The following is an 18,024-nucleotide window of genomic DNA, read 5'->3' on the forward strand; positions in this document are numbered from 1 at the left end:
AGAAAGGGATATGGCAGCATTGAGGGCAGCACAATTAGGTTTGTTGGTAAAACTATCTGCTCTCCATAAAAAGGCAGATGATGGGTTTAGTAACTTCGATGAAAGTAGCCAGCAGCAGGTTTTTGATGACGAATTTAATAACTTTGATGAAAGTAGCCAGCAGCAGGCTTTTGATAACGAATTTAATAATTTTGAGAAAAATAACGAGGATAAAAATAATAAGAAGTCTTTCGGTAGCGAATTAAGTGTTGACGGAGGAAACAGCCAACATCAAGGCAAGGATAATAAAGCCATTGCGAATCCAATAACTGACCAACAACTTGTTAAAGACAGTCAACCAAATGCTGCCCAAGAAATAAACCTTATCCAAAGCGAATACGCTAACAAAATCGCTCCTACCATCCAACTATTTTGGCAGATGCAAAAACAACCTCAACGTATTGAGGGTAATCACTACACTATTACATTGGAGGAAAACATCTTAACGCTAACGCGCAAAAGTGGGGAAAAGATTGCTGCGCTATCTGTAGACAACAGTTCGCCACCTCAAGGATTTGGTTTGACCGAATCTGATTTGGAGAGATTTTTGGATTTGCAACGGATACTCACAGAACGCATCAAGCTTCAAAAGCAAGACAAAAATCGAGGAATTGAATATTAGCTCGCGATCGCAACTGAGAACCGCTACGCTAAATCGGGCGGGGGTGGAACTGCCCCAAAAATCTCTCATAAGGCAAAACATTTAATCATGGCAGCGCCACCCCTCCGCTTCGCCGCCCGATTTTTCCCAGTTGCTGTCTTCTGGGACATGAGCAATCATTCTATGCAATAAGAGCGTTGCTTACGCAATTGAGGTAAAACATCATAAAATCTCAGGAGATATTTTTTATAACCCAAGCCAGGGACGCAGATTACCGCGCTTCACTTTTAGTAAACTACCTGCTTGAGTTTTTACTGTAATTTCTCTACCCTGTCCTGCTTGCATGATTTCAACCCGTTTGCCCATGTAATCGGCATCCCGGTTTAAGCCAGGTCGCCATACAGAATTAGCAGCCTCTTTTATATAGGCTATTTCCGATAGCGTGCATTGAGCGATGGCGGCTTCCAACTCCGTCTCAGAAGATGAAAGCACCAATTCACCTAGCACGGCTTGTGTCTCCCACACTAAGAGCATTTTTTGCAGTAGTGACGGGCTATGATTGCTTAATTCGGTGGTAGCAGCGTCCGTCTCAGTGTAGGCAGTGTAGACCTGTTTTTCTGGTTGTGCAGACCTCAAATCCTCTCCCTGACTGGAATGTGTAGGAGTGTAGACTATTGGAGATGTAAGATTCTCCTGACGACTATTTTCTCCACACGACATTGGAGATGGAATATCGCCCTCATGACTATTTTCTTCACGCGATATTGGAGATGTAAGATTCTCCTCACGACTATTTTCTTGTCGTAGTTGATGAGATATCTGATTCTCTTTGGATGATATGTAAGGCGTTAAATTATCTACATACCCTACACTTTCCTTGCTGAACAAGGGTTTCAGGTCTGGATTTGGGTCTACACCTGGTTTACACTCCCTACACTCCCTACACTCCCCTAAGCGATCGCTAATCCGAGAACTTGTATCCGATACCTCCCTTAACTGCACCCCATATATCCTCCAGCCGTTACCTTGCCTTGCTTCTCTCACGGAACGCCATCCCATCTCACGGCACAGTTCGAGCAAATGTCCTCGGAAATTGTTTTTGGTAAACAGAGACTTGGAATTATTTTCGTCACACATCCGAATATAGGCACCGTACAAAGTCCTGGCATCGTCCCCCTTACCACCCAACATGACAAATTTGTCAGGACTAGCAGGAATTAACATTTCCTCCATGAACAACGCAACCGAATCATTTTCAGTCTTATGTAACCACTGTTGGCGTTTAAAATCTGGAATTGCTGCATCCCCTTCCCCTTTGATCAAGTTCGTCACCTGTTGGTCGGGCATTCTTAAAGCAAGCGCAGTTAATTCTGGGACTTCCGCTTGCATTTTGTTCTCCACATCTGTATCCCTAATGGGCAAGCATTCCTCAAATGTTACCAGGGAGAGGCGACGGTCTATGCCCGTAACATCCCCAACAAATGGGTTTGAGTTACTGATTACCAGGATTGTGCCGTAGAATTTGCCGTTAGCTTGTGGTTTGTATTTGGCTATATAGGGGATATTGTCACCGCCAGTGAGACTGAGCAACCCGGAAAAATCACATGTGCGTTTTTTCTCGTCTGGACAAATAACTAGCTGTTTGTCAATGATTGCGGCAATCACATTGTCGTCTCCCAGCTTGTGAAGTTTGGCGCTGGTGTGATTGGGCTTCCCAACTACCGTTTCTAAAAGTCGAGCGTAAGTCCCTTTACCTGAACCGGGAACACCTTGGAGGTGGACGAACATCTGGAGGTCAAAAAACCGGAATTTGATCACACCGTTAACTATCGCTAGTAATTTCAGAACTTTTAGCGGGTCGCCTTTTTGGGAATACATAGCCCAGGCGTAAAAGTTGGGAGCGTTAATTCGTAATTGGTCGAGTAAGCTGCTTGTGGGGTCAATTGCGACCAATTTGGGAAAATTATGTTCAAGGACGGAGATAAACCCAAATCCAGGGGCATGTGGGTGAGTTTTACCTGTTTTCACCTCATACACACAATCATTGAAAGCAATCCAATCCATACGATTAAAGGTTTGCCAATGCTTGTCTACTAGCTCGCTTTTAAGGAACCTGACTGTATTTTCGATAAAGGAGAAGTAACCATAATCAATATTGGGTATTTCTTCGAGTGCGCGGTAAACCACCTGGGTGAAAATTAGCTCCTGTTCTGCTTCCCAGATTTTTCCGTTCCACCTGCGCCATAGCTGCCGTTCTGCATCATATTTCCACTCGTGTCGATAACGGTCTGCTAGTATTTGCATGGCAATTTTGGGAGTTATTTTTTGTTGGTTAACATAGGAACCCGAAGACTCGAATAACTTCTCCCACCTTTCAATATTCACGGCTTTAGCCAGGATTTCTCGTTTAAAATTATCCGCCCCATGATTCATGATGTAATCGTCCATACCTTTATTTTTATTTTGAAACGATTCATCAACTTCCCACAACCCTGTAACGATATATTGCGGTACTTTAAATTTTTTAATTTGGCTCACCAGCTTTCTTTGAGCCATGACTACGTTTGAGTTTGTGGCACAGTCAGCGTCAAATGCGTGGATAAAACCAAAACCTGCACGAGCAAATTTTTCTAGACCAGGGACAAGGTAACGTTTACCTTGGGGGTCGGCACTGGCTGGTGTTAAACCCATTTCTACCCCCAGTAGGGCAATGGTGGGTAGGTCGTGGGAACATCCGGCGATCGCTTTGAAAAATCCTTCTGTTGTCACCAAGCAGGGATGTCCGTCAATGGTGTAGCACTGTAATTTTAATGCCTCTAAGTCATCCCAATAATTTTCTATTTCTGGATGAATGGGCAGCATGACATCATATTCGCCGCGAGGACTGCGATATTTTGGGGCTTTTTCGTTTTTATTATCGTCGCTTCTCCAAGGTTTATCAGGACGTAACTGTCCTTGATAGTTTGTACCTTCGAGCCAGATACCAGATGATTTTGCGGTGTACCCTAGTAATTCTGATGCCGATGAAATGTCAACGCTGCGGCAATTAATCTCAATCCATTCTGGCAATAAACCTCTATTGACGGTGCATTGCTCGTAATGCTTGCTATTTAACCGCAACTTTTCGCTGCGAGATATAACTGCGGAGGAGTGAGAATTATTTACCTTGTTTTCTTGGTTAGAGGCAGTATTTGTTAAAGATTCCATGAAAGTCTCTCTCGGATGTGTGGTTTTTCTGAGAGAGCCGTAGTAGAATTAGGTCAAATTGGAGTATTTGATGCCCACTTGGGGCGAGGCTGATGGAAGTTCCACCTTCTGTCAGCCTTCTAATTTTTCTACGACTCGATGTAATGCCCACTTGGGGCGAGGTTGATGGTGCTAAACGTTAACAGACAAGAGCGATCGCTCCTGCCTGTTCTTGGCACAAGGGCGTTGTTGCCAAGGGTGAACGCCATCAAGTTGCGTGTTCAATATCGGGAAGGTTTTATCCCCGACTTTGAGTTTTTTGGCATATTCCCAGTCAAAATAATTCGTGATTGATAATTCGTCAAAGCTATGTAAAAACTGGGTTCCCGGATATTGGGAAACGGTTTCGACAACGTTTTGATGATGAGATTTAGATGATTTGGCGTACATGGCTATTCTCCAAAGGTATTGTGTGGTGGACTTTGGAGGGAGTGTGCGCTTTTAGCCTGTCTGAAATCCTAGTTCTATCGCTGTTTTGTCGGATGCTTGACTACCGTTAAAAGTTCAGAAAGAGTCAAGGTTTTGGCTAGCTCACCAAAATTTATATGAAACTATGTCAAAAGTGATAGAAACTTGGTAACGACAATGCTAAGATTATGCGTAATGGGTTTACATACCCACTACGGCGCACGATGTTGCCTCTCAACTCATAGCCTTTTCAGTGTTTTTCAGTCGCCAAACTTACCGCACTGTCAGGTTAATGGAGAGTAACTCTGCTCCGCTCCTAATTCAATTGATAAAAATAAGATTATTACAGATCTTGGATGCTTTAATCCAACGATAATGTCGCTCTACAGAGCGGCATTTTTTAATATGGACTTCGAGCAACCGTAACAATCACCTCCATACGTCAATGTAAATAAATGTAAAAAAGCAAAATTCGCTTTTAACGAATTAATTGTTGAGTGCTTCTAACTCAATACTCCGAGTTTGAGAGCGCGGAATTTAGAAGCGCTATTACTCGTGTATTTGCCCAAACAAGCGCGTACACAAAATAAAACCGATGCATTACTTTGGTGGCGGCAATACAAGAAAATCCTTAGAAACCGCAACGCGCTGGTTTGTATAATTTCAAATGATAGAGCATATCTTCTACTTATCGATCAACAAAAATGATATTTTTTCTAATTTCAGTGCATCAAGTAATTGTTGATACTGAATTATCTATTCGGACTTTATAAAAATTGCAACACGAAACTTAGCTCTTACTTTTCAATAAAAATAAGAGGAGTTTAACGCCTACGTTTATGCCAATGTTGAAACTGGCAATCGTTAATTTTTGTTAATTTCGCAGGGTTCTAGGGATTAACGGATTAAACCGAGCCAATGAAAAAAGGTGTAGTATACACAATTGCGCGGATAGCAAAAATATTTATATTTGTTGCATATTTTGCAATTATTCCTGTTGGCTAAAAGTCCTCAAATAAGTTTTTTGCCATTGTGTTGATTACATGTTCAACCTCGTATTTATATTAGAAATGTTGGTAAATATATCTCCTTTTAAGCTTGCTTGTTTTGTCTCTCCTTGTCCTCTGCAATCGCCCGTTTAACCAAAATCTTGACAAACTGCGGCAAAGTTACAAAGTTTCTCTCTGCTAAACCCTGAAGATAACTGTATTCATCGGGAGTTAACCTGATTGACACCTGCGGGTTTTTAGATGGCATTTATCCTCCTTGCCCTTGCTGGAGAAAAGATTGTGCCGCATCAGTCATTAAGTTTTTTCCTTGTTTTTTCTAGCCTCAATCCCTTCGGCAATCAAAAATTTTGCCATTTGGCTTAAAGAACGCTTCTCTTTAGCCGCTAAGGAAGAGACTGCTTCATATAAAACATCGTCCCCCTCTTCTGCAAAATATAAATTTATGCGTTTTTTTTGGGTTGTCATAATTTATCATTTGGGCGGTTTGTCCTCTTTTGAAGATGGTGGTAATTTACTTCGTCTTTCTTGAACTGCGGCTGTGACAATTCGCTCTACAAGGTTGCTCATAGTGCGTCCTTCCTCTACAGCCCATAGTGCCAAGTCGTCTCTAATGTCCTCATCCAAAACGAAATTCACTCTAGGTCGTCTGTACTTCCCCATCAGCGCAAATAATGTCAGTGGTTAGCTACCAGCTTACGACATTAGATTAAATACCAAAAGTTTAGATTGAGGTACTTGACAGTGGCATCTACTGCAATCTAATATAGCACCAAGTAGACGAAACAAGGCAAGAAGGCAGCGTAAAAAGTTATGGTGTAATCTCACAAAGGTTGTATGTAATACTTGCGCTGGCAGAAACAGAAAGAAAAAGTTTTGAACACTACCAAGCACTCATCTGCACTGGTGACGCATATCTGCGGTATAGCAATCAAAGGACTAGGGGCATAGTCAAACCCTTCTATTTACTATGAGACAAGGGTTTCAGTCTGCGGTTCTTGCCAACCAGGAAAAGAAAGCTACCTTCCAAACAGCAATCATCCCATAAACAAGCAAGGCTAACGCCCGAAGAATTATGAGCAATATATTTTGTGCAGATATCGGCAACTACTCAACAGTCACCGCACTGTTAGGACAACCACCCCAAATCATGCGCTCAGTCAGTGCCGACATCACCCATAAAAGCGTTATGACTCTAAATACCGACACATCCCCCACAGTGGAAATTAACCACAAGCGCTTGATTCTAGGAGAATATGCCACCAAACAGAAAAACTCCCAAACCGCCGTCGAACGGGGTAAACATAGCCCAGAAATTGTCAAACCGTTCCTATTTGCTGGATTGCATCAGGATTTTGAAGGCATTGTTAGATACTTAATTCCAACACGCGATCGCTTTTGTGAAGACACTATCAAAAAAGCGTTGATTGGCTCCGTTCACGAAATCACCGTCAACGGCACAACCTACAAGCACCACGTCACCGATATCCGGTTTTACCTAGAATCCGACGTTGCCGGGGTGTATGCCTACCGTAACGGCTGGCTAGACGACGCTGGTGACTGCTTAATCATCGATATTGGTGGAGGAACTACAAACTACGTCGTTATGACTCCAGAAGGCATGGCAGTCCATCGACGGTCAATTCCCGATGTCGGTGGGGTATCCCTTGCCAACGACATCATCAACAGCGATTTGATGCAGTCCCACGCACGGCGAGACAACATAGCCTTCAAAACCTGCAAAGTCATGGACGCAGTGACAGATGGCTCCCTGATTTATGGCAACAGATACGACTTTTCCCCCATCTTTGATGACCTGTTAAATGACTGGTTTAACCGCCTTGTGGACTCAATTACCGTGGATGCAAGGGAATATTTAGCCGACGTGGTAAACATCATGTTCGTCGGTGGGAATGCGAATTTATTGCGCGATCGCGCTACTGGAACAGGATACTTTATTCCTGAAAATCCCCAACTGACCAACATTCAAGCCCTATTAGCGTCCGTAATGGAAGGCAATTAACCAATAACCGATATTCACGGGGCGTAATGGAAATACGACTCAGCCAGCAAGTAGCCGCAAAGATTGCCCTTGTACAAGCGGCTCTCGAATACTCTTCCCCCAGAGACGTGGTGATGTTGATACTTGATGCTCGCAGATTTGGATGGGAATTAAAATTATCAGGTATGTCTCAATCAACCACTTCTAAATCAGCCATTTCTAAATCAACCATTTCTCAATCACACATATCAAAACCAGTCTCATCAATTAGGTTGAAATTAGATAAGCGCCATCAGTGTTGGGTAAAAGATTATGGGACAGAGCGAGGAATATCAACTAGTGCCGCAATAAATCTGATAGTGAGCGAATATTTAGCGGGATTGAAATCAATAGAGAATTTACCCACACCACAACCTCAAAAAATATCAGTATCAAAGCCTGAAGAATCTACAAATCAAAGAAAAGGGGCTGAATTACTAAGTAGCTTGAAAAGGTAATCATGAATCAAAAACGTGTTGTTTTAGATGATAAACATTTGCCATTAGCAGAAAGCATTCTCGACAAAACAGGAATTACCAATTGCAGTCAATTGTTCGCAATCCTGCTTGTAAATTATGGTGAAAAACTGGTCAAAGCGCTCAAACAAGATTAAACCCAAATTCCTGGTAATTCTCGACCAAAGTTTCGCGAAACACCACTAAATCTAAATATCTAAATTCTCGACAATTTCTGACCAAAATTTCTTCCTCACAAGACTAAATCCAAAATTCTGATAATCTCCGAACAAAATTTCTCGAAACAAGATTAAACCCAGAACCATGACAAATCAATTCAATAATTAACCCTACCAAATGTAGAACACAACCATGACTTTTCAAGTATTGAGCAAATTTGACGAACTGAATGCTGCATTAGAAAAAGATGGCGTTACTGGCAGCGAACTATTACGGAAGCTTGATGATATCTACGTTGCACTAAACAAGTTTGCCTCAAATTACCCTACCACTTGGCAGTATCTCTGCCAGTCAGCCCTCTCAACGGGAGAAATGACCCTTGGTGATGCTTTAAGCGCAATCGAATGGGGAGTTAACGCCATTGATAGGGAGGGTGAATAATGGCAGAACTAGCACTAGTCAACTGTCCGACACTTTTAACTCAAAGCAAAACCTACCAAATTGACGAGACATTGTACAGATATTTGTACCCAACCGACAGTATCAAACACACACAGTATATTTTCCGTCCACTACCAAACCAAAAGAAACGGGCTGATCTGCGACTGAACAAAGATAAATTATTGCGTAAAGTCTATGAAGTCCCAGGACTGTACCGCCAACACCGCGCAACAGTAACGAACGGCGCAATTCAACAAAGTTTGTTTTAGAGAGCGATACCTGCGGTCAGCTACCCTGCGGGAACGCTAACGCCCCTACCGCCAAATAAGAAAGCGTAGATGCTCCCGCAGCTTGTCATTGATGTTCACGTAGCGTGTCGCTTGCGACTCAGCCTCTCGAAGAGTAGACATTGCCTCATTGATACCCAATAAAGAGATGCATCTACCGCCGCTTTCACGATAGAAGTACACAAAGGATTTTACCAATGAAACCAATAGGCTATTACACCAACTACACCCCAGGTGACGAAGGATTGCTTGATGAAATGCAGTCAGCTTGGGGCGCACAATTACAGGAATTGAACAACATAGACCGACTTTGGATGATTTACAAACTCGCCGAAGAATTATGCGCGGAGTTTGAGGAAGCATTAGAAATTGAAGATTTAACGGAAGGAGTAGAAGAAGCTGTCGAACGTTCAAACTCAGAACTTCAACAAAGCGATCGCTTGGGTTTAATCGAAGCTTTAGTCAACCAAGTTAAACACAGCAAGTAAGAATAATGGGACGCAACAAATACCAACTACAAGCCAGTTTGGGACTGTTTAGCTTATTTCTAACTGCGTCCCCCCTATTTCTGAAATTACCTGCCCAATACCAGGCATTTAACAAAAATTCAGAAATGGAAGTGGACGCTGCGATCGCTTTTTCCAAAACTAGAACCAGCGAACAAATTGAACGAGAACGCATCCAGCAACGCAAAGAAACCGCAGACACCTTGCAGCGCACAGGAATATTACCCACCCACCAAAAACTTAAAATTCGCCGCTACTTCGACAATCCCAAACGCAACCCCAATCCTGATATCACGGGCTATCTAGAGGATGAAACCGTTTTTGTTTACGATTCTGCGGGAATTTGTATTGGACGGATAGAAAGCCGCCAATGGTATTGGAAGCACTGGTATAAAAATGCCTGCGATAATTCACCTGCTCAGTAAATAAATCAAAAAAGAAATCAAAATCCCGCGATGATTCACTGGCGAAGTAAGAGTATAAATCATATCTGCAATTGAGAATCTACTCAGTAAATAAGTAAAACAATATCCCCAACAACTCACCTAATCGCCTATTCAGTAAGGAGGTAAAAATGCCTCCAACAATTCATAAGTTTGGTAGGAATTTTAAAACAATATCTCCAATAAGTAACCTACTCAGGAGGTAAAAAATGTCAGCATTAGGAGAAAAAGACGCATCCCAAAGCAAGAAAGAGGAACAGAAAAAGGGGGTAAGCGAATACATCGAAATCATTGCTCAATGGGTCGTAGACATTATTTCTATCCCCTTCCAGTTCGCTGGAGCAGTAATGTCTCAATTCGTACAACCTGGCACATCAGGAGCGAAAATTCTCGGAATGTTGATGTTTGCTGGTGGTGTTATCCTTTCTGCCGATGGAATTTGGCAAACCCTGTTTCAAGGAACACCGATGTTCCCTTGGTTTGAACGGGGTTGGATAGGTTGGTTTGGCTGGTTAACCGTGTGGTTTAATCCTCTATTCTGGCTCTCTATCGTAGTTTCTTGGTGCATTCAGCAAGCCGAGGCGAAAACCCTCAGAGGTAAAAAACCTCACATTGCCAAGACAGAATTTGACGAGTCTAAACAATATTCCCTTCCCGCCAAGCCCTCCGGCTCAATTGACCTAACCAAAGCACTTTGGAGTGATTACAAACGGGCGGGGATGCGGGAACGGCATTCAGGTGGCTTAATTGCCCTACTGATTTGGACGCTGGATTTTGTAACCACCTTCTACAGCCGTAATCCCTTTGGTTTCACAGACCCCGGTCAAGTTGTCGGATGTATAGTTTATAACTTTGCCACCATGATGGCAGGGGAAATTGGCTGGAATTTGTGGAAACACAGTAAACGGTAAATCTAGTTTTTGGTTTTGCGGTGTGCGATCGCAATTATGCGGAGACTCCATGCGATCGCGCAGTGCCGAGCTGTCGGTTCGCATTTTTTTACCATCACAAATCCCAGCAACGAGACTGAATCAAAATGCCCACGAGTGTTATGAGGGTGACAATATGGACTTTATCAATCATCAACCAGACTCCAATCCCCACTTCTCACCAAAACCTGCCACTGGGGATGGTGAAAGTGACAATCAAAGCGGCGTAACACCTATTAAACTTCCAGTACCCCAATTAACAACACCAGAAACCGCACGGTTACGAGAAAATTATCCCAGCATTGAACATTTGGAAGCTGGTAACGTTGCCGCATGGTTACAGGAACGGCAAGACCAATTACTCAGCCGTGCAACCGAAGGACGGGCAAGCATGAATTTAGCCAAATTGATAACTTTAGCTGGTGGTGCAGTCGGAGCAGTTTGTTACGCTACCAGTCCCATCGCACCGATTGCCGCATTGATTGGCTTTGGTTCCTATATTTGGACGGTTGCCAAAGACAACAATGCCACCCATAAATTTGCCCCCGTTCCTTTTGTTCGTGGTAGTTTCTGGGAATTTCTCAGTGCAATGGGTGACTCGGAAGCACGAGAAGAATGGTTTACCAACCAGGATGACTTATTAGATTTGCTTTCCCACATGGAACGGATGGAGCGAACCGAATATGCCATGTTAAGGGAATTTAAGCAGGAATTGACCGATTATTTGAGTATTGTTGATTTGGGGAAGAAATTCTACGCTTACCGTTGGCTATTAGATTGTTTTGAGCAGTATCGGGGAAGCTTGCCCAGTGCAAATACATTAAAACAGCATTTAGAAATTGTCACAGTTGACCCCCGCACAGACTTTGAGCAAGTAAATGCCCTGATTCAATACCAATCCCAACAGCAACAACCCCGCATTATTGACCTACCACCAGGACGGATTATCGATTTACCACCGGGTAAAATTAATGATTCGTCTTTGGGGAATATTAATGATTCATCATCAAGAAACATCAATGATTCGTCTTTGGGGAATATTAACGATTCATCATCAGGAAAAATCAATGATTCATCCCCAGGAAATATTCAGGATTTAGCATCGACAAAAACCAATGATTCATCCTTGAGCGATATTAAGGATTCATCATCAAGAAAAATCAATGATTTCTCCCCAGGTAATATTCATGATTTACAAAAGTCCCCACAGCCAACAACACCAAACCGGGACGAGTTATTAAAACTGCCACTCACAGCCAGAGCAGAGGCAATTATCAAAGCCTTGACTGAGGATGGTTTTGATATCGCCAAATGCATCCAAGACCAAATTTCTGCGATCGCAGGCAATCAACGCGGGGGAAAGGGAACCCTAATGGCTATCCTGGCTATTCTCAGCTTCGCACTTAATCCCCAAACCAAAATCCACTATTTCACGGCTGGGGATGATATTTACCCCTTCAAATGTGACAAGTTATTGTGTCGTTTGAATTGGCATAATTTAGATGGTTCTGATGCTGATGCAAAGGTTGCACAAGCATTATTTAAGTATCTCAAAAAGATGGATAACGCGACTCAGGGAGAATACGACGATGTAATTTTGGTGATTGATGAGGCAGTTGCCTTATCTGGTTATTTAACCGATGACCAAAAAGAATGGATGGTCAAATATTTACTTACCCGTGCTAGTAAAAAAGGCGCTCAAATTTTTGTTGTATTGCACGGCAAGCATTTATCAACTTGGGTTGGTAAAAATACCAATGGTATGGCAGATACTTTTAAATCGGGAGTATCGTTTATTGGCTGCGAATCAACCAGCATTCAGGTGTCAGCATTGAAGAGAATTTCTGTGGCTACAGGGCGTTATTTCTTAGCTGACCCAGATAGTTTTGATAAGGCTGTTAAAGGTGGCGAAATTGGGGTTTTACCTGATTGGATGAAAACAGAAAGGCATCCTGTTAATGGTCAACCTGACCCTGCGAGAACATTGCTTACTTTCTTCCCAGAATTGGTAGATAATAACCCTAATTTTGATAATTCATCATCTGGGGAAGATATATGCGAAACAATTAAAGTTGACCGCAGTGCAACAGTTGAATCCTTAGAGAATCTCTGGAAATTATCAGTGCCAGAAGTAGACTGTGAGTCAGAAATTGATGAGGCATTTTTGAGTCTCATTCTGGAACTAGTTGCAAAAGCTTCTGCGTTCCCAGTGTCGTTTGAAGCAATCCGAAAGCATAAATCTTGGGAGCGAGATTGGGGATTAAAGAATCCTGGTAGGGGAACATTAAGGGCGGCACTATCTAAATTAGTTATAGAGCAAAAATTGAAGGGTAATGAAAAAGAAGGCTACCTTTTACCTAATAAAAAATAATGACCGTTCCGAGCGTTCCCAAGGTTAGATGGTGAGGTATGACCACGCAATCCCAAGTGTTCCCAGTATTGGGAACGGTGGGAACCTGGGAACGGGAACGCCGCGTTCATGAATATAAATCACATCCGATAAAGCTTCAAAATAACAATTACTCCACCGGATAATATCAATGTTTTAAACAAACATATCCAATATTCGAGAAACAATTGACACTTCGTTTATAACTAGAAATCAGCAAGCATATTTAGAATTTATTGGCAGTGGTATGAAGTCAGCTTCAAGTGACGGATGAGTATTAGTTGAAATTTCATTATTTTTATTTATTCAATTGTATTTAACATGTATCTCCATCCCGCAATGCATCGCGATAACGCAATTATATTTTTATAAGTAAGAGCGACTGAATCCAAGTAATTAAAATACATTTTGTTCATTATTAAAATGTATAAAAACAGGTAAAATAATATTAGTTGCATCTAGATAAATTCAGCAATCAAATTAAATGACGCGCTTTATACATGACCAATTCGCCAAAGACTACCTTGAAGAGTTACTAAAAGATTATGGAGAAGTTAAGCCATCAGAAAAAGTTTCTGGAGAGATTAAAGAAATAGATGTTTTATTTACTCCTTCAGCGCGACAAACCGCTAATTTACAACTGCTAGGATTGCTGGGAAGATTCGCCGAATATCCTGCAATATTAGAGCCATTTCGCAATCCTGCTTCTAGCGATGAAATCTGCGATTGCATAGTGAAATTATTAGAAGTCAAAGCCGAACTGCGACGGGAAGCTAAGGGAAACAAAACCAAACTCCAAGAAGAGACAATACCCAAATTGTGGGTTCTGACTCCAACTGCATCTCCAGCAATATTATCCAGCTTTAACGTTAACCGAAAAGAGGAATTTGTTCCTGGAGTATACTTTTTAGGTGATGCCTTACGGACAGCAATTGTTGCCATACACCAACTACCGCTCACACCAGAAACGTTATGGTTGAGGGTTTTGGGTAGAGGAAGGGTTCAGGAACAAGCCATTGTCGAGCTGCAAGCGCTACCATTAAATCATCCATACCAGCAAGCAATACTCGAATTAGTTTATAACCTGCGCGAAAATTTGAGAGTAAATCAAGAATTAGAAGAAGAGGACAGGGAGTTAATTATGCGATTGGAACCACTTTATCAAAGAGACAAAGAACAAGCTATACAGTCAGGAGAGCAACGTTTAATTCTGCGTTTGCTCAATTGCCGTATTGGTGAAATTAATGCATCATTAATCGAGCGAGTTCGAGGACTATCGATCGAACAATTAGAGAATTTAGGAGAGGCATTGTTAGACTTTTCTGGTGTTGCCGATTTAGAAGCTTGGTTGAATCAACAAGAAGGATAAATCATCGGCAAGGGACTAGCGTCAAAATAAAGTACCAGATGAAAACTCTGAATCCAGTATAAAACCGTAAAGTCTGATTGGTATATCGGTATATTATTTAATTGCAAGTCCCTAAACTAGTTAAATTGTAGAAAAGTTGGGGATGACCTCTCCGATTCAAGCTCGAGCGGCGTAAGCTGTTCAGCATTTAATCTGCATAAAATGGCTCTTCATAATTCCTACTCCACTCTTAGTTATAGCAATTTTTTATATGCAGGTTAAAGGTGTTGAGTGCTTATTCACCTATTCCCCAATAAGAGCCAAAATATCAACACCCAGTAAATTCTGTAAAAAATCATAACCCGCCTGTTCTAAATCTCCTGCAAGAGAAAAAGTCAAACTGCGAACTCGAATATTACCAACTTTGATATTCAACGGTTCTGCCAAGGGTGTTGGATAAATTAAAATTGCCTCCTGACATCCTTTCGCTTCCGCATAGGCAACCATCTGACTAATATCACCAGAAGCTGGTTTATCAGCAGCTTTGTACTTTGTATCTAAAACATATTTGGCTATCCCTGTTGCTGTATCATAGATTACTAAGTCAATGTCAAAGTATAATGTCTGAGCCTGACCTAAATAAACTCTTTCTTGGGACTGGATATCTAACGCTTGCCTCTTCAATGCTGTTTCCCGATGCGCTTTCAGCCAAAGAGCCACAAAGCGTTCGTAAAGTTGCGACATATTAACCAAAAAAGGTAATGTCGCGTTTGCACCTGTTTCATGACTAGGTGCAATATGTTCCAAAAAGAAGCGGCAAAGCGCGTGTAAGGAACGATAGTCTTCATTTAGGCGGTTATATTGTCGTCCTATACAAGTTCTCGGATTACACTGTTGCAATGTCACCAATCCCTGTACTAGATGATACGCACAGCGCACCGTTGGCATTACCCGTTCCGTACACAAACCGCTACGAGCAATACACCAAAGCGTCCAAGCGAGAATTTGATTTTCTTCAACGTCTGCGGTATGTTCTTCATAATGACACTGAATATTAGTATCCCACGGTCGAGTCACCATCTGTTGTATATCAATACGTCCCCGAATATAAGGCAAATGTTCTGTCTTGGGGATGTAAGCACAGTAAAAACCCTGACGACCTCGGTTGAGAATGCGACGAGCCAAAATATCAGCCAGCCGTTCATAAAATTCCTCTAAAGTTTGGCAATCAACCAATCCCTCCAAAAAGTGAAAACTTTTGAGGTCATAGGCATACTCCAGCATTCCCAGAAGATTACCTAGCTTGACTTTGGGACGCAGGGCAATGTGATGTTCACTTGTTAAGGGAATATGACCAACCCATCCTTGAGCAGTTAGTCGCCAGCGATCGCCTGTTTTTGGAGAAGGGAAGTCCACATTCACCTGAGTACCGTAGTCACGCCACAACATTTCTCCCACCGCATCGGAAAGCAGCGATCGCGGCAAAACGTAAGGAACATACTCAGTTAACTCTATTATTTGTGGTGATGTTACATTCATGGGTAAATTTGCTTCTTGACTTTGTTCCAGCGAAACTGCTCAACTTGACTGGGTTGATCGAAAAAATATTCTTCCAAATATGGCTCGATCTCAAGTTGCCAAATACTCTCAATTTGGTCAACTAAGTCATCTCGCAGGAAATAGCTGATACCCACAACGAAGTGGGGATTACTAATTGCTTTGTTCAACTCGTTCAGCTTTTGAATCAACTTCTCCACCGGAAAACCAGTATCTAAGTGACGACAGCGCAGAATCTCATAGTTTGGGCACAGAGGAATAAAAGCAAAGCGACGACGAAGGGCATAGTCTACTAACGCAATTGAGCGGTCTGCCGTGTTCATTGTGCCGATAATTCGTACATTTGTGGGAATGCTAAACACCTCACCTGCTGCCAAAAACATTTTTTCGTTGCGGTACTCCAACAAATACATCAACTCACCAAAAACGCGGGCAACATTGGCACGGTTGATTTCATCTATAATCAGTACGCATATACTTTGACGGCGACATGCCTCCTCACAAAAATCGAGAAACCGTCCATTAACTAGTGGATAATCAAGTTCTCCATCAATTCGTTGTGGGCGAATGCCTTGTACGAAGTCCTCATAAGTATAAGCAGGGTGAAACTGGACAATATCCACAAAACCATCGCTGCCTCCAACCAAATATTTAGCCAGTTTTTGGGCAACATATGTTTTACCTGTGCCTGGAGGTCCGTAGAAAATCGCCTGCTTTTTACGCTCTATTGCCTTTAACCAGTTTTCAAGCGTCTTCTCTTCGATTCCAGTATCCAATGCACATTGACTGAGGGAATATTCTGGTTGCATTTCTATTGCTTCAACATCAAAAGTAAATTCGCTAAGTTCATCCATTGGCGGACTTTCCTTACCACCAAAGTCATACTTTTTAACAGCAACCAGCCAATGACAAAACATATCAAATAAGTCATCATCTCGCATAGATGGTATACCAGACTGACGCATATCAGGAGCCAATTCGGCAATTAATGTTTTTCCTGTTGCATTAATAGCTGGATAATCTGTTAGCTTCTGATTATGAGATTTTCCTGTAAAGTAATTAATAACTGGTCGTGATTTCTTATTAATTAACAAAAAGTCATCCGGTCGAAGTGCATTCAGGATAGGTGTGAGTATTCCTGTTTGGAAGCCTTTGCTATAATCTAATGTTGAAAACTCCTTACAAGCTTCTGCCAACTGAGCAGGGTAATTATTACAGCGACAAATGAAATTAAAAATTGCTTGAGCTATTTTTGACCAGTCTTCTGATTTTGTCCAACCTGCACCTTCAAACCACTCCTTAATATCTTTGGTGATTGCCGGGGCATGATGAATCCAAACATTTCTTCGACTATTGTTAGTCGTTTGTGCATAGGGGAGAAGTTGTAGCAGAACTGCCTCATTTATATCTTCTCCAGACTTATTGGCAGAGACAATTGCTTGAAAATTCTCCCTTGCTTTCTGGCGCTGCTCATGATAAGCCTTCTGATGACGCAGCCCATCAGGGGTATAAGGATAAGAACTGATAAATTCTTTAAATAATTTGATAAAATCGTTATTTTTCCCTGAAATAAAAATCTTTTGGTTACTATATAGTTTTTTTGTACTCATTCAGTTATTGCTGATACAATAGCATAGGAGAATCCATCTTAATACTTAATATTAGTTGTTTGCCATAGTGGATAAATTTTCTCCACCTAGAAGCATAATAGTTTTATATTCTGTTTCATTAAGATAACGATAGCTTTGAGGTGGGCGCAAGTAAGATATTTTATCCTTTAAACGATGCAATTCAATAGGCTGTTCAAATTTTTTGGCATTTATCAAAAAAATTCCTACTGCGACTGATGCTCCTTCATAATATTTATAAAATTCTTTGCGTTTGATACCAGCATGGTCTTTAACTTGTTTCCAGAATTCTTTTAAATCATTTTTTGAAGCTTCTTTTTCAACAACAAAATTTACTTCAAAAAAGCCTAAAAAAGTTTTTTTAGGAGATGATGCATACACAACAACAATATCTCCTGTTTTCACACGAGTTCGCACTCTACGTAATTCTACTTGTTTAGTTTTTTCCTCAAAAATTTTATTGGCATACTCAGGCTTAATTGAGATTAAAAGTATGTTGCATGGCATGATAAATTTCTA

Annotated in this window: 19 protein-coding genes and 1 pseudogene; 12 read left to right on the forward strand and 8 right to left on the reverse strand. The window is 41.6% G+C overall.

Features of this window, described 5'->3' with window-relative positions:
• A pseudogene (locus tag VB733_RS24110) lies at window positions 1–661 on the forward strand (relaxase/mobilization nuclease); the annotation flags it as partial.
• Between the two features lie 225 nt (window positions 662–886).
• Here the strand turns inward: VB733_RS24110 and VB733_RS24115 are convergent.
• The 5 genes from VB733_RS24115 to VB733_RS24135 form a co-directional block, all read right to left on the reverse strand.
• On the reverse strand, window positions 887–3,847 hold the full coding sequence (locus VB733_RS24115; RefSeq protein WP_323342593.1) for a DUF3854 domain-containing protein: 2,961 nt from the start codon (window positions 3,845–3,847) through the stop codon (window positions 887–889).
• 171 nt (window positions 3,848–4,018) lie between these two features.
• The gene (locus VB733_RS24120; protein ID WP_323342594.1) at window positions 4,019–4,276 is read right to left on the reverse strand and encodes a hypothetical protein; all 258 of its coding nucleotides are present in this window, start codon (window positions 4,274–4,276) and stop codon (window positions 4,019–4,021) included.
• Window positions 4,277–5,386: 1,110 nt separating this feature from the next.
• Window positions 5,387–5,551 (reverse strand): hypothetical protein, encoded by a 165-nt coding sequence (locus VB733_RS24125; protein WP_323342595.1) that lies wholly within the window; start codon window positions 5,549–5,551, stop codon window positions 5,387–5,389.
• A 47-nt stretch (window positions 5,552–5,598) separates the two neighbouring features.
• Window positions 5,599–5,769, reverse strand: a complete 171-nt coding sequence (locus tag VB733_RS24130) for a ribbon-helix-helix domain-containing protein (protein ID WP_096613851.1) — start codon at window positions 5,767–5,769, stop codon at window positions 5,599–5,601.
• 6 nt (window positions 5,770–5,775) lie between these two features.
• Window positions 5,776–5,964, reverse strand: a complete 189-nt coding sequence (locus VB733_RS24135; protein ID WP_323342596.1) for a ribbon-helix-helix domain-containing protein — start codon at window positions 5,962–5,964, stop codon at window positions 5,776–5,778.
• Window positions 5,965–6,376: 412 nt separating this feature from the next.
• Between VB733_RS24135 and VB733_RS24140 the strand changes: the two genes are divergently transcribed.
• The 11 genes from VB733_RS24140 to VB733_RS24190 all read left to right on the forward strand — a co-directional run bounded on the left by VB733_RS24140 (window position 6,377) and on the right by VB733_RS24190 (window position 14,341).
• Entirely contained in the window at window positions 6,377–7,324 is a 948-nt protein-coding gene (locus VB733_RS24140; RefSeq protein WP_323342597.1) for a ParM/StbA family protein, read from the forward strand.
• Window positions 7,325–7,350: 26 nt separating this feature from the next.
• Complete coding sequence (locus tag VB733_RS24145; protein WP_323342598.1) at window positions 7,351–7,800, forward strand: hypothetical protein; 450 nt, start codon at window positions 7,351–7,353, stop codon at window positions 7,798–7,800.
• A 2-nt stretch (window positions 7,801–7,802) separates the two neighbouring features.
• The gene (locus tag VB733_RS24150; RefSeq protein ID WP_323342599.1) at window positions 7,803–7,955 is read left to right on the forward strand and encodes a hypothetical protein; all 153 of its coding nucleotides are present in this window, start codon (window positions 7,803–7,805) and stop codon (window positions 7,953–7,955) included.
• Between the two features lie 214 nt (window positions 7,956–8,169).
• Window positions 8,170–8,418: a hypothetical protein gene (locus tag VB733_RS24155; protein ID WP_323342600.1), complete on the forward strand. Its 249-nt coding sequence runs from the start codon at window positions 8,170–8,172 to the stop codon at window positions 8,416–8,418.
• The gene (locus tag VB733_RS24160) at window positions 8,418–8,687 is read left to right on the forward strand and encodes a hypothetical protein (RefSeq protein WP_323342601.1); all 270 of its coding nucleotides are present in this window, start codon (window positions 8,418–8,420) and stop codon (window positions 8,685–8,687) included. The genes VB733_RS24155 and VB733_RS24160 overlap by 1 nt, the downstream gene beginning before the upstream one ends.
• A 215-nt stretch (window positions 8,688–8,902) precedes the next feature.
• The gene (locus VB733_RS24165; RefSeq protein ID WP_323342602.1) at window positions 8,903–9,193 is read left to right on the forward strand and encodes a hypothetical protein; all 291 of its coding nucleotides are present in this window, start codon (window positions 8,903–8,905) and stop codon (window positions 9,191–9,193) included.
• Window positions 9,194–9,198: 5 nt separating this feature from the next.
• Window positions 9,199–9,636, forward strand: coding sequence for a hypothetical protein (locus tag VB733_RS24170; RefSeq protein WP_323342603.1), 438 nt, complete (start codon window positions 9,199–9,201; stop codon window positions 9,634–9,636).
• A 227-nt stretch (window positions 9,637–9,863) separates the two neighbouring features.
• The gene (locus VB733_RS24175) at window positions 9,864–10,565 is read left to right on the forward strand and encodes a hypothetical protein (protein ID WP_323342604.1); all 702 of its coding nucleotides are present in this window, start codon (window positions 9,864–9,866) and stop codon (window positions 10,563–10,565) included.
• Entirely contained in the window at window positions 10,531–12,954 is a 2,424-nt protein-coding gene (locus VB733_RS24180; RefSeq protein WP_323342605.1) for a hypothetical protein, read from the forward strand. Before VB733_RS24175 ends, VB733_RS24180 begins: the two co-directional genes overlap by 35 nt.
• Before the next feature lie 38 nt (window positions 12,955–12,992).
• Window positions 12,993–13,118, forward strand: coding sequence for a hypothetical protein (locus VB733_RS24185; RefSeq protein ID WP_323342606.1), 126 nt, complete (start codon window positions 12,993–12,995; stop codon window positions 13,116–13,118).
• Between the two features lie 338 nt (window positions 13,119–13,456).
• Window positions 13,457–14,341: a DUF4351 domain-containing protein gene (locus VB733_RS24190; RefSeq protein WP_323342607.1), complete on the forward strand. Its 885-nt coding sequence runs from the start codon at window positions 13,457–13,459 to the stop codon at window positions 14,339–14,341.
• Between the two features lie 282 nt (window positions 14,342–14,623).
• Here the strand turns inward: VB733_RS24190 and VB733_RS24195 are convergent, their stop codons facing one another.
• Genes VB733_RS24195 through VB733_RS24205 form a run of 3 tightly spaced genes read right to left on the reverse strand, consistent with a single transcriptional unit; the run spans window position 14,624 to window position 18,012 of the window.
• Window positions 14,624–15,859, reverse strand: a complete 1,236-nt coding sequence (locus VB733_RS24195; RefSeq protein WP_323342608.1) for an McrC family protein — start codon at window positions 15,857–15,859, stop codon at window positions 14,624–14,626.
• Window positions 15,856–17,487 (reverse strand): McrB family protein, encoded by a 1,632-nt coding sequence (locus VB733_RS24200; RefSeq protein ID WP_323342609.1) that lies wholly within the window; start codon window positions 17,485–17,487, stop codon window positions 15,856–15,858. The genes VB733_RS24195 and VB733_RS24200 overlap by 4 nt, the downstream gene beginning before the upstream one ends.
• A gap of 51 nt (window positions 17,488–17,538) precedes the next feature.
• Window positions 17,539–18,012 carry a hypothetical protein gene (locus VB733_RS24205; RefSeq protein WP_323342610.1) on the reverse strand — a complete coding sequence of 158 codons (474 nt, stop codon included), beginning with the start codon at window positions 18,010–18,012 and terminating at the stop codon, window positions 17,539–17,541.
• Between the last annotated feature and the right edge of the window lie 12 nt (window positions 18,013–18,024).

The sequence above is a fragment of the Calothrix sp. UHCC 0171 genome, from assembly GCF_034931845.1.
In the GTDB taxonomy this organism is placed as follows: Bacteria; Cyanobacteriota; Cyanobacteriia; order Cyanobacteriales; family Nostocaceae; genus Brunnivagina.